The sequence below is a fragment of the Okeania sp. genome (assembly GCF_983059655.1).
On sequence record NZ_CEZPJD010000169.1, the window covers coordinates 1 to 12,147 of the forward strand.

Genomic DNA, 12,147 nt, shown 5'->3' on the forward strand with positions numbered 1-12,147 from the left:
CGAGCATTAAGAGCTAGGTTAACAGGTCTCAATGGGCATCGCGATCGCTTACAAAAAGGTCGCGGTCTTCCTCCTTTGCTTCCTTATTTTGTCGATCGTGATTATCAAGAATTCAAGCTTGGAGAAGCATTTAAAATATTATTTAATAACCCCTATCCTAAGCCACTTTTATGTATTATTCATGGCGATCAATTCCAATGCCATGATACGTTTTTTGAATCTCTAATCAAGGTATCTTTGCCCAAAATTATCAAGCAAAATACCAACACAACTACAAGTGATTACTATAAGGAATCTATTGGAAAATACGAACTTAAATGGCCTCCTAGAATCACAATTATAGAAGAATTAAAAAATATGTTAAAATACAATTTAGCAAATCAGATACTCGACTATGGATTAGCTTCAAAGGAGGATATAAATAAGCATCTAGCTAGTATTGGACCAGTTGTTATCCATACACATTTGCTCACTAATGATTTGCAGGAAAATTCATCTAGAATCATTGAAAACTTCCTTTAATTTTGGCAAGATTGGCCTGAACTTAATCCCAATCAATGTCTAATTATTTGTTTATTTATTAAATATCAAGTTAAACAAAAAAGTCGGAGCTATTTTCAGAAGTTGTGGCATGGGATTTTTAAGAATCTATTGAAAAATAATTCTGGATTAGAGTGTTGGAATTCTTCTATTCAAAAAAGTATCAAAGACTTGTCTTCCTCTAACTTTACTAAATTTGACAAAATTATTGGAGTGGTTCTCCCCGAACTTGAAGGAATTAACCAAGGAGAAGTGGAAAGTTGGGCGCGTAGTGAAGAGGTAAAGAATTACTGGGATGAGGAAAATATTCAATATTTAATTCATACAATCGAAGATATGTTTGAAAAATGGGAGAAAAAGCAAGCATCTAATACTATGCCGATGTCTTATTTAGCTCAAAACTTGAGTGATATTTTGCAGGGAAAAATAACTATCAAGGGGGATATTGCATGAAATTCCCATTTTACATTGGTGACGGAAAACGGAAGCAACCCGACACACCAGCTACTTTACCTGTGTCGCGACGAGCCGAATTTATGAAGCCAGAAAATTATTTGGCAGATCCGGGTCTTCGTGATGCCTGCAATGTTGCTTTGCTTTTAGGTCAACCTTTGTTACTGACTGGAGAACCCGGTACTGGCAAGACCTTGTTTGCTTATAGTCTAGCTTGGGAATTAGGTTTTGACGAGCCGCTTAAGTTTGAAACCAAATCTACCAGCACTGCCCGCGATTTATTTTACAGTTATGACACCTTGAGGCAATTTCAAGATGCCCAGAGTGGTAAAGTAGATAGAAAACCTCTGGACTATCTAACATACAATGCTTTGGGTATAGCCATCTTGCTTACTGGAGAAGAGTCGGAAATTGAGAATTTTGTGCCTCCTGATTTTGTTCATCCTGGTAAAAGACGTTCTATTGTTCTCATTGACGAAGTAGACAAGGCAACCCGCGATTTTCCTAATGATATCCTCAACGAATTGGAGCATCTGTATTTTCGAGTGCCAGAACTAGGTAATGTCAAGATTCCAGCTCATCCCAAACTACAACCTATAGTCGTAATCACCAGTAATTCTGAGAAAGACTTGCCGGACGCATTTTTGCGACGTTGTGTTTACTACAATATTCCTTTTCCACAAGAAAAGCGTCTTGCGGATATAGTTACCAATAGATTAGGTTTGCACTCTGCTGGTAGCAGTGATTTTCTCCAGGATGCCCTGGATATTTTCTTTAAACTACGAAAGAGTGGCTTGCGCTGTATTTCCTGAACTACATTGGAATCTCACAGTTTACCTGGGCAATACGCTCCAGACTGGTGATGGTAGTTCCCTCCTTCAGGCTTGTCGGCTCACCGATCTAGTTCGTTTGCCTTGGTTTCGATACGGTTATATGCCAGACTGGCTGCGCTTGTGGCTGATTTACGAGTTACCTCGCCAACAGGAAGATGAAATTCGTCAAATGTTGAGAATTTTTCTAGTGGCACAACCCGATAAGGAAGGCACTGTAAATCAGAAAAAGCACGCAGATATTCTCGTAATCGAATAAATTGTTCCTGAAAGCGAATTCCTGAAAGCACTTCCTGACGAACTACTCCTAGTAAAACAACTCTTCCATCTATAATCAAATTTTGCAATTTATTAACAATAGAAATTACATCATTTGGTGTATTGCGTCGCAATGCAAGAGACCAAATAGAAGTATCAACTACAACATTCATATTTTTTGTCTTTGTTGCTTATAATTATAATTTTCTTCATAGTCAATAGTACCAAATAACTCTAATATTTTCAGTTGTTGGCGACGTTGAATATATTCAAGCAAAGCTGCTTCTATCAATAGATTTACTGTTAAATTGTCGCTCAAAGCTAGAGCTTCCCGAAGGAGTTTTTCATCAACGTTAATATTCATATTAGTTAACATATATTGATTGGTATAGTAATATGTGACAAAATTATTGTAACAAAAAAACTGTTTTATAAATCAGCAATCAAATCATCCACACTTCCTATTTTTGCTGTTCCTTCTTTCAAAGATTTTAAAATAGCTTGAGCATCAGCAGCAATCTCCAAACGTCGCTTTTCAATTCTTCTTTTTTTGATTAGCTCAAATAAATAATCTTGCTCATCAATAGAAAGTTTTTCAATAGAATCTATAATTTCTTGAAAAGATATCATACTCATATTTTTTGTCTATTCCTCTATTAATTGTTAAAACATAATATTTCTTGTAAAAACCGAGTGTCTTTGCCTAACCCCTATTAGTATACTATAAGAGCGATCAATTTTACTAAGAGTTCTTGTGAATAACGCTCCTCTTACTGATAACTGATATACTGATAACTGAAATGACCAATCCTACCTAATAGTAACTATGACAAATCAAACTATAGACGTAACTGGACTTACTCCCGAACAAATAAAACAGATTCAGGAGGCGATCGAGACCTTCAGAAAGATTAATAACTCTCAGAGCATATTAACAGAAGAACAACAAGTAGAATTCGATCCAACACCGTTGTTTTTTGAAAGGGAAATCCTCCAACCTTCTAATCTTGAATTAGAGGCAATAAATCAGGGCAGTCAGCTCACTGAAGAAGTAGCTTCTGAATTAGCAAATGAAATTGACTCTGCTGTTTGGTTGAAAGTTAAATCTAAACTTTTTAATTCATAAACTGTGATGAAAAAAAAGCACCTATTATAGTTGATACAAATATTTTATTTTCAACTTAAGTCTATTGTCGAAAAACATTCTGAAGGCAATAATGACGATGGAGAAGTAGAAACTCAAATAGCTTTCGACCTGGAACGCAATCGCTATCTAATGTTTCATGTCGGATGGCGTGGAGAAAGACGAGTTTTTGGATGTGTTATTCATATTGAGATTAGGTCGGGGAAAATTTGGATTCAACGAGATGGAACTGAAGTAGGAATAGCTAGGGAGTTAATTGCAGCGGGAGTGCCTAAGTCTGATATTGTACTAGGATACAGGTCGCCTTATATGCGTCAGTTTACAAACTTGGGGACTGTTATAGCTGAAGTCAGAAGTTAAATTCTTGTTGTGAATAAAACTGAGGAGTCATGTCAACCACTAAAATACCAGTAAATATCTCAAACTTCCCCCTACGTTTGCTAACAGTAGATGAATATCACCGCATGGCAGAAGTAGGAATTTTACAACCAGATGAAAAGATAGAATTAATTGCAGGACAAATTATTAACAAGATGTCACCCCAAGGAAGTTCTCACGCTGCTGCTATTCGACGGAGCGATGTAGCTGCCGCTAGGCTCCGCCAACGCCTATTCAGTAAACTTTTTAGCGAAGGGGTTTCAGTACAAAAACTACTTCCGGTTATCCTGAATAATTTTTCTGAACCGGAACCGGATATTGCCCTAGTCAAAGCAGACTCTCTTGATTATGATGACAATCATCCCACAGCAAAAGATGTATATTTGATTATGGAAATTGCTGACACTACCCTCAAAAGTGACCTTGAGGTAAAGGGTAAAGAGTATGCTAAATCAGGAATTGAGGATTATTGGGTGTTGGATGTGAAGCATCGTCAGTTGTATGTGTACCGACAACCAAGTCAGTTGGGATATCAGCAGGAAATGATTTTAGGAGAGGAAGAAGAGATCGCTCCTCTAGCATTTCCTCTCACTAAGATAGTAGTTGGAGAGTTGTTGCGACCTGTGGAGTAAATTTAGGTAATTGGGCGATCGCTCTATATTTAAGTCAAAATTCATGCATTCAAAAGTCAAAAGTAAGAACAGTGCGTTGGCGGAGCCTAGCGGCAGCTATATCGATTGGCATTGGGGAACTGTTGCTGATATTATCTAGGTTATGAGAAATCTAGATAGAAAACTAGAGATTTAAAAACCTCTTTCATTATCAATTATCCATTATCCATTATTACCTAACCAGTTTTCCAAATCTATCATCGTTGCTAAATCAAAAATTTCTTCTCCTAAAATATCTAATTTTTCCAGAGATAACTGCTCTATCTGAGTTTGAACTTCTGGAGCTATTTCTCCAAACTTTCGACGAATTTGACGTAAGATTTGTTTTACTACTTGCTCCCGTCCAATACCAATTCCTTCTTCTCGTCCAATACCAATTCCTTCTTCTCGTCCAATACCAATTCCCTCTTCCCGTCCAATTTCGATTCCTTCCCTTATCGCTAAACTAATTTGTCCTTTCTTATCTCTAATCAACGTTTCCTGTTTCTCTAATTCCTCTAATTCTTCATTGTTTAAATTTGCTTTATTCGCTATATTTAATGCCGCTTCTATTTCTGATACTTCTCCTAATGAAGAGGGTATTACTTCTAAATTTGGCGCTGATTTAATAAAATATATCCATTTATCACTGAGGGTTTCTAATTCTGATAATTCTTTGTTAAATTTCGGTAATTCTAAAAACATTAAAGTTAATTCATCTTGATAATTAAACAATTCTGTCTCTTCTTTAAATTTAAACTTAGTAATCATTTTCTCAGTTTTGTCATTTTCAAATAAAACAAAGTCGGCGATAGTTAAAGCGATAAAAGGTTGCAACATCATATAACCTTGTCCTGCATCTAATTGATTTCCATAAGCTTTGGCTAAGTTATAAATTACTCGTTTTTCAAAGCCTTCTACGTTCAATACTTGCATTTCAATGATGACTGTAGAACCATTATCTAAAACTGCTTTCACATCAAAATAAGTCTCTTTCATGGTGTTAGTAACTCCAGGGTTATAGGGGTTAATTATTTTGAGAGATTGAATAATATTTTGATTATCATAAACTATGGCATTGAGAAAGCTAATGAGAATATTTTGACTATGAATAGAACCAAATATTTTTTTAAAAGCAAAGTCAGTTTTGGGGCTGATAAATTTCATCGTTTTTACTACTTACTTGATTTTTGTACTTGATTTTTGTGTTTATTATATAACAATTCCTGTGATAGTGAGGTACATTCATTAGTTGGTTTTAATGAAGTGATTTTTTACTGATAACTGATAACTGATAACTGATAACTGATAACTGATAACTGAAATAGCGTTGGCGGAGCCTAGCGGCAGCTATATTGCTCCCTCGTCTTCTGATTCTGACATTGTTTCTCCTGTTATATGTGCAACAGCATCTGAGATATTGATCTGACCAACTAAACAACGGCGCGTGTCTTGACTCAGACATGGAATAGCTGTCTGGAGTAATTAGCTCCCCATCCAGAAATACCTGCTAAGGTTTATGGAGATTATCCTCAACTTTGGAGCGATAACATTTATGATGATGTTTTGACTTGTGTGAAAATTGCTCGAGCAGCGGGAATGGAAACTTTGGTTTTGGATCAGACTCGCCCGGATATTGAGTCAAAGGTAGTTAAAGTTATTGTGCTTGGGTTGCGTCATTTTTGGTCGCGCTTTGGTAAGTAGTCGTGTAAAAATAACTTGAACAGTTTTTTTAATGGAAGCTATATTTCACAATTTATCCCAGATAAAATTTGTACAACTTATTCTTACATGGCTCCTAAGGGGAGATTCTATGATGTTCCGGTGAAAATGGGTTTGTTGTCTGAAGTGTTGCGGGAAGAGGAGATAAATTCAATGCCGATGGTGTTTTAAGAAGGCAGGAGGCAGGAGGCAGTAGGGAGAGATAAAGGTTCAAAGGGAGAAAGGAGAAAGTTTTTTTATCACTAACAGGACTATGGTATTGAAGCCATTCCCATACGAATCCTGACTCCTGACTTCCCCTCCTGGGAGGGGTTAGGGGTGGGTTGACTCCTCAGAAATATCCTAGCTATTTGTAGCAAACATTTATCAAATTGATATAACAAGTATAATAAAATAGTAAATCAACCCAAATTTTAAATGTCTGCATCTTTACCCCAAGGTTTTCCTCAACCGACTGAGGCAAATGTCATCGAAGTCAAAGAATATCCCCAATATCGCGGTGTCACCTACACACATACAGGTGATTCCCGGATGGCAACTAGAGCAGCTTTCGATCCACTTTATCAACATATCAGCAGTAATCAAATTGCCATGACAACCCCTGTGGAAGCTCGTTATGTCAAGGAAGGCGAACAAACAGAAGTATCTTTTCTCTATTCAACTCCAAACATGACTCCCCAGAAAATTGATTCTCAGGTAATGGTGAGAGATACTTTACCGATGACGGTTGTGAGTATTGGGGTACAGGGTGCTTACAGTTGGGAGAGCTACGAAAAAAATTTGCAAAAGTTGAAAGAATGGTTGGCGCAGCACCCAGAATATGAAGTTGTAAGTCCGCCAAGACGGTTGTTGTATAATTCGCCAATGACACCGGAAGATTTGAAACGGAGTGAGGTGCAGATTGAAATTAGGTTAAAGTGATACAGGAGACTCCAGCTTATAGAAGAAGGCAGAGGGCAGAAGGCAGAAGTTTTTTTTATAACTGATTATACGTTAGCGTAGCTCCCCCGGAGGGGGAACATGATATAACACACTATCCAAAAGCGGCGTTGCTGATTCTGGGTATGATGCAGAGCTACCCGAGCAAGCCAATTCTGGGGGGAACAAGAATTCATTAGCTTCTAAAAGTCCCCCAACTTTGGGGGATGCGCGGGGGCTTGACTAAACAATCGTGCATTCATACTTTCATTCAGCAACGCCCCAAAAGCAAGTGGTGTCTGATTTTCTTCTTTCTTCTGCTAAAGCTTAAAACTCAGAAAACGTAAGATGTTTACCTTTTTCCTTCTTCCCTGTTCCTTCTTTCTTCTGCTATATTGAAACTTCAGAGTATTCAACTTGAAATTAATTTGGAGATTTCTTATGAGTTTTTTCAAAGATGCAGGAATGGCATTACTCGGAGGTTGGATAATTGGTGTTGTATTTGGCTGGCTCAAACTACCTGCACCAGTCCCTCCATTAATGGGTTTAATTGGTGCAGGAGGAGTTTTGTTAGGTGGATATTGCTATGGTTTGCTAGTTCAGTTGTTAACAAAGCCTTGAAGAAGGAAGAAGAAAGAAGGAAGAAGTGGATGGGGATAGTCTTCGACAGGACACTTCGTGTTTTATCACCTGAACCAATTCTAAGAGGATATCTGAAAAGTTGTTTAATACTGAATTTTGCCCAATTCTGGGGGGAACAAGAATCCATTAGCTGTTCATTAATGGATAATTGATAATGGATAATTGATAATGGATAATTACCTCTCCCTAAAAGTGAGAGGATTGACAAATAAGGAAAAAATCAATTTTTTTCCCCTTAAAAGAGGAGGCTTTTAACCCGAATTATTTAATCATTTAATTATTAAATGTCCGGTAAAAGTCCCCCAAAATTGGGGGATTTAGGGGGCTTTGAGGAGGCTTTGGACCTCATTTTTTGGTAAATAATGAATGACTGGGCTATTTTTTCCTTCTTCCTTCTTTCTTCTTCCTTCTTCCTTCTGCTATAAAATTATTCTCCACTAATATGAATTACTAATTCTCGACAATGACTACGTTGGCGATGTTCCCAAACATAAATTCCTTGCCAAGTACCTAATACTAATCTGCCATTATTAATCGGAATTTGTTCTGAAGTATGGGTTAAAACACTGCGAATATGAGCAGGCATATCATCGGGGCCTTCAGCACTATGAATATAATGATAACCTTCTGGTACTAATTTTGAGATAAAGTTTTCCAAATCAACTAATACATCTGGATCGGCATTTTCTTGAATTATTAAACTAGCGGAAGTGTGCCGTAAAAATAGATTACATAAACCTGTTTTTATCCCTGATTTGGCTACAGCTTCTTGTACTTTAGAAGTGATTTTGGATAAAGATTTACCAGAAGTATTAATTTGGAGTAATTGTTGATAGTGAGTCATATCAGTTATCAGTTATCAGTTATTAGGTAAGCATTTAGCAGTCAGCTATCAGCGCTTCAGCTATTTATTCAGGTTGATATTTTTTTCCCCTTGATTATTCATCGTTAAATGGTGAATCACAGGAATTTCAATACCTTCTTCCTGGAAAGCTTGTTTAATCATTGTACCGAGAATTCTTTTCATATCAATATGTCTTCCTGGTTTAACTTCTGTAGTTATATGAACTAACATTTGATACTCATAAAATTCTTCTATTCCATCTACTACTGTTTCTTTCATTATCTCTTCTGGATAATTTTCTTGAAGCTTCTTTCCTACTCTTTCTATAATTGCATAAATTTGATTAATATCACTTTGATAAGGGATTTTCAGAGTGACAACTGAATTACTATGGTGTGAATGATTAACTACATCCTTAACATCACGATTATGGATAATGTAATGTTTATCTTCATAATTAATGCGAGTTGTTCTTAATTCTATTCCCGTGACAAAACCATAAGTACCATTTATTTCTACAAAGTCTCCTACTAAGTAGTAGTTTTCAAATAAAATAAAGAAACCTGCAACTATATCTTCAATCAGACTTTTTGCTCCCATTCCGACTGCTAAACCAAGAATACCTACACCTGCTAAAATTGGCGTAGGATCGATATTAATAGTATAAAGAATAGCTATGCCTGTAGCAAAGTAAATAAAATATTTGAGAAAGCTTTCAAACAAAGGTAGAAATGTTTGACTTCTTTGTTGAGATAAATTACTCGAGTCATCATTACGGAATAGTAATTCTTCGAGAACAAGTTTAGCAATCTCTTCAATAACGCGACTGATAAATATAATACCAATTATTTGAATAAATATAGGCCCATATATAGCTAGTTTGGCGACAAAAGCAACTTGCTGAACTACTAAGGTAGCTGTAATTATATAGATTGCATATTCGAGACATCTTTTTGCTAGAGGAATTAAAGGATTAAAGCGGTCGTAAATACGCAAGATATTTTGTCGGTCAGAATATTTATTGCTTAAGGCATCTAAAGTATCAATAATAGCTGTACTTGCCTTGATGAAGAGCAACCCTAAAGTAATGATTATATAAATCCGCAAACTTATATATAAATATTGAAAAGTTACTACTGGTAGTTGCAGGAATTGAGCAGATAAAATAACATAAAATAGCCAAATAACGTTATTCAAGTTGGCTTTGAAAAAATCAAAAAAACTTTCGATACTTTCATCATTAGCAGTAACTTTTTCAAATTTTTTTGCTTGTTCTTTTAACCAGTTTAAGCATTTATTTATGTATCGGATAATCCAGATTGTTATTATTAATAAACTCAGGCTTTTGACAACTCCAATCCCTACTTCTCGCCAGTACTCTGAGGAAAGGTTTTGAATAATGGAACGTTTGTATTCTATTAAGTCTTCTCCTTGATAGATCAGCCATCCATTGAATCCTGCTACTGCCAAACATAATAATAAGGAACAGATAGTTATTAATATCTGCACATTTTGGTAGATAAGTTGAAGATTGTTTTCCCTTTTTTTTATGGATGAAATTTTCATTAACTGTTTATATATCCTACTGACAAAAAATCTAATTGCCAGAAAGGCACATATGATAAATCCGATCTCAATTCCAATTACAATGATGTTGTTCATGTCAATTTGAGAAATGATAAGTAGGTAATTTCAGTTATCAGTTATCAGTTATCAGTTATCAGTACCTCTGCCTGTTTGCGCAGGATGACAAACGGAAAGTCAGAGACTTGAAATATTGAACTTTATTTCTTTTGGTTGATTGGATATGGCATTAGCGGAGCGGCTCTGCAAGAGCGGGTTTCCTTGCCATCCCACCATTTCGGGAAGCTGTGCTTTTTTATCCCCTTGAAAGGGGAGACAGGAGACCTTATTTTTCGGTCAGCATTAAAAATTATTTTTATGATAAGATAGGAAAGAAAAAGTGATTAATAACTTAACTTTTCGTTACCAAAAAATTGGGTTTAAAGCCTCCCCTTTTAAGGGGATAATAAATAAAAATTTTCCTTTGAGTCAATCCTCTTCTTTTCAAGGAGAGGTAATTCTAAATTCTAAATTCTAAATTCTAAATTCTTGAAATGGTTGTTTTTTTTCCTGCCTGCCTACTTAGCTATTTTGGTTGAATAGATTTTTCAATAATTGAATAGTGAACAGTAATTATTTTAAATACTCCACAACAGCTTGGGCGATCGCTTCACTACCATTTTTATCTAATTTTTCAGATTTACGAGGTGGTAGTAGGGGTTGTTTGAGAAATTCCCAATCACCATCAAAAAATTCTGTGGGAGGTAAAATTTGATGATAACTATAATCTTGAATACCTTCTAATAATAATTTTGATTCAGCAAAACCTTCTCTGATTAATGACACAACAGGTATCTCTAATCTTAAGGCTTCAGCAAATGTGCTATATCCTGGTTTGGAAATAATTCTGCCACATATTGGCATGAAATCTACAGGTCGAATATTTAGTAATTTAGTGTCATTTTGATTTGATATATTTCTGACATTTATCAGGTTGGGAAATCCTGGTGCATTACTATCAAAGGTAATAAATTGCCAGCCTGGAAAACGAGATATATTTTGATAGGGAATTTGTGCTAAACCTAAACCACCAAAAGTCAGTAAAATAGTTTTTTCTTTCTCTGTAGAAATACCAAACTTTGCTTTAATTTCTTCAGGTTGATAATGTGGAGTTCCCCCAGTCAAACCAACATCAAAAATATTAGGAAAAGCGCCCATAGATTCATGGAGTGGGAGACGAAATAAACGGTCACACTGCCCAAAACATTCACCAATCCAATCAGCAATTTCCACAAATTCACCACCCCATGGACGATAAATAAAATCCCAACCAAAATTACTCAACATCCAGCCAGGAATATCAGCAGCTTTAGCAATTTTAGAAGCAAGTGGCGGAATATCTGCTAATAATAAATCCACTCTATTTTGCTTAATAAAATCAACTTCTCCAGCAATAATTGACCGTTCTTTACTCCGAATTTCTGCCAATTTTTCTAGGGTAGCTTGTTTATCCATGGTGATACTATCTGATTGAATAACTCCCACATCAAATGCACGAGGACGATGGATAAAATCACCAGAAATATAAGATTCTAATAACCAACGGGGAGCAGTTGTCACCATAATTAATAAAACATCTGGACACATTTTTTGCACTAGATTGGCAACTGATGATATGCGTACAGCATGACCAAATCCATGATTAGTAATAGCAAGATATAAGGTAGGTCGAGGCATAAAATTTTTTCAATTAAAGATTAATACAATCCTATAACAAGTTTCAACAGTAGTCATTAGTAATATGATCATAAATAGAACATACTTTGATTAATCCTAATGATATTTTAAAATAGATTTAATATTGAGTAATACCATCTCCGTATGATTGTAGTGTTGTACAAGTAATTATTTTTCTTGTCTACCTTCTGACAATTAAAGGAATATAGCAGCTAACATCCTTAATATATTTAGGACTACCCGGATGATTAAGTATAATAAAAATCTTCTCCTCTAATGTTGAATAAATATCCCAAACTTATTTAATATTAAGCTTCCCTCTTTAATTTCTACTTACCGAAAAATTGTGGTCCAAAGCCTCCCCCTTTTAAAGAGAGGTAGTTATCCATTATCCATGAATGAAAATCGCTAATTAAGCTAACATAATATTTCACAGTCATAAAGATAAAAATACTACTTTGAAAATGT

15 protein-coding genes and 1 pseudogene are annotated in these 12,147 nt (G+C 35.6%); 9 read left to right on the forward strand and 7 right to left on the reverse strand.

From position 1 onward, the window contains the following. From AC3DU7_RS11825 to AC3DU7_RS11835, 3 genes are all read left to right on the forward strand, one after another. Nucleotides 1-522, forward strand: a 522-nt coding sequence (locus tag AC3DU7_RS11825) for a hypothetical protein (protein WP_488039546.1), incomplete at its 5' end; no start/stop codon positions are given. A gap of 129 nt (nt 523-651) precedes the next feature. After that, the gene (locus AC3DU7_RS11830; RefSeq protein WP_488039547.1) at nt 652-993 is read left to right on the forward strand and encodes a hypothetical protein; all 342 of its coding nucleotides are present in this window, start codon (nt 652-654) and stop codon (nt 991-993) included. Next, the gene (locus tag AC3DU7_RS11835; protein WP_488039548.1) at nt 990-1,805 is read left to right on the forward strand and encodes an AAA family ATPase; all 816 of its coding nucleotides are present in this window, start codon (nt 990-992) and stop codon (nt 1,803-1,805) included. Before AC3DU7_RS11830 ends, AC3DU7_RS11835 begins: the two co-directional genes overlap by 4 nt. Nucleotides 1,806-1,885: 80 nt before the next feature. On the opposite strand, the gene AC3DU7_RS11840 is transcribed toward AC3DU7_RS11835, so the two are convergent. The 3 genes from AC3DU7_RS11840 to AC3DU7_RS11850 form a co-directional block, all read right to left on the reverse strand. Further along, entirely contained in the window at nt 1,886-2,254 is a 369-nt protein-coding gene (locus AC3DU7_RS11840) for a PIN domain-containing protein (protein ID WP_488039549.1), read from the reverse strand. Further along, nucleotides 2,251-2,445, reverse strand: coding sequence for a type II toxin-antitoxin system VapB family antitoxin (locus AC3DU7_RS11845; protein ID WP_488039550.1), 195 nt, complete (start codon nt 2,443-2,445; stop codon nt 2,251-2,253). Before AC3DU7_RS11845 ends, AC3DU7_RS11840 begins: the two co-directional genes overlap by 4 nt. A 65-nt stretch (nt 2,446-2,510) precedes the next feature. Then, entirely contained in the window at nt 2,511-2,717 is a 207-nt protein-coding gene (locus AC3DU7_RS11850) for a hypothetical protein (protein WP_488039551.1), read from the reverse strand. A 190-nt stretch (nt 2,718-2,907) separates the two neighbouring features. On the opposite strand from AC3DU7_RS11850, the gene AC3DU7_RS11855 reads away from it, so the two are divergent. From AC3DU7_RS11855 to AC3DU7_RS11865, 3 genes are read left to right on the forward strand one after another with little or no spacing between them, the layout of a single operon-like run. Beyond that, nucleotides 2,908-3,207, forward strand: coding sequence for a hypothetical protein (locus AC3DU7_RS11855; RefSeq protein ID WP_488039552.1), 300 nt, complete (start codon nt 2,908-2,910; stop codon nt 3,205-3,207). A 30-nt stretch (nt 3,208-3,237) separates the two neighbouring features. Further along, on the forward strand, nt 3,238-3,585 hold the full coding sequence (locus AC3DU7_RS11860) for an element excision factor XisI family protein (RefSeq protein ID WP_488039553.1): 348 nt from the start codon (nt 3,238-3,240) through the stop codon (nt 3,583-3,585). A gap of 29 nt (nt 3,586-3,614) precedes the next feature. Beyond that, on the forward strand, nt 3,615-4,235 hold the full coding sequence (locus tag AC3DU7_RS11865) for a Uma2 family endonuclease (protein ID WP_488039554.1): 621 nt from the start codon (nt 3,615-3,617) through the stop codon (nt 4,233-4,235). 201 nt (nt 4,236-4,436) lie between these two features. On the opposite strand, the gene AC3DU7_RS11870 is transcribed toward AC3DU7_RS11865, so the two are convergent. Then, nucleotides 4,437-5,420, reverse strand: coding sequence for an Rpn family recombination-promoting nuclease/putative transposase (locus AC3DU7_RS11870; protein WP_488039555.1), 984 nt, complete (start codon nt 5,418-5,420; stop codon nt 4,437-4,439). A 339-nt stretch (nt 5,421-5,759) separates the two neighbouring features. Here AC3DU7_RS11870 and AC3DU7_RS11875 point away from each other — a divergent pair. The 3 genes and pseudogenes from AC3DU7_RS11875 to AC3DU7_RS11885 all read left to right on the forward strand — a co-directional run. Next, nucleotides 5,760-5,951, forward strand: a pseudogene (locus AC3DU7_RS11875) (YcaO-like family protein); the annotation flags it as partial. A 441-nt stretch (nt 5,952-6,392) separates the two neighbouring features. Next, nucleotides 6,393-6,896, forward strand: a complete 504-nt coding sequence (locus AC3DU7_RS11880) for a heme-binding protein (protein WP_488039556.1) — start codon at nt 6,393-6,395, stop codon at nt 6,894-6,896. Between the two features lie 438 nt (nt 6,897-7,334). After that, nucleotides 7,335-7,514, forward strand: a complete 180-nt coding sequence (locus tag AC3DU7_RS11885; RefSeq protein WP_488039557.1) for a hypothetical protein — start codon at nt 7,335-7,337, stop codon at nt 7,512-7,514. A gap of 448 nt (nt 7,515-7,962) precedes the next feature. Here the strand turns inward: AC3DU7_RS11885 and AC3DU7_RS11890 are convergent, their stop codons facing one another. The 3 genes from AC3DU7_RS11890 to AC3DU7_RS11900 form a co-directional block, all read right to left on the reverse strand. Beyond that, entirely contained in the window at nt 7,963-8,379 is a 417-nt protein-coding gene (locus AC3DU7_RS11890) for a secondary thiamine-phosphate synthase enzyme YjbQ (RefSeq protein ID WP_488039558.1), read from the reverse strand. A gap of 60 nt (nt 8,380-8,439) precedes the next feature. Further along, the gene (locus AC3DU7_RS11895) at nt 8,440-9,945 is read right to left on the reverse strand and encodes a mechanosensitive ion channel family protein (protein WP_488039559.1); all 1,506 of its coding nucleotides are present in this window, start codon (nt 9,943-9,945) and stop codon (nt 8,440-8,442) included. 630 nt (nt 9,946-10,575) lie between these two features. After that, nucleotides 10,576-11,679 carry a glycosyl transferase gene (locus AC3DU7_RS11900; RefSeq protein WP_488039560.1) on the reverse strand — a complete coding sequence of 368 codons (1,104 nt, stop codon included), beginning with the start codon at nt 11,677-11,679 and terminating at the stop codon, nt 10,576-10,578. Nucleotides 11,680-12,147 lie beyond the last annotated feature (468 nt).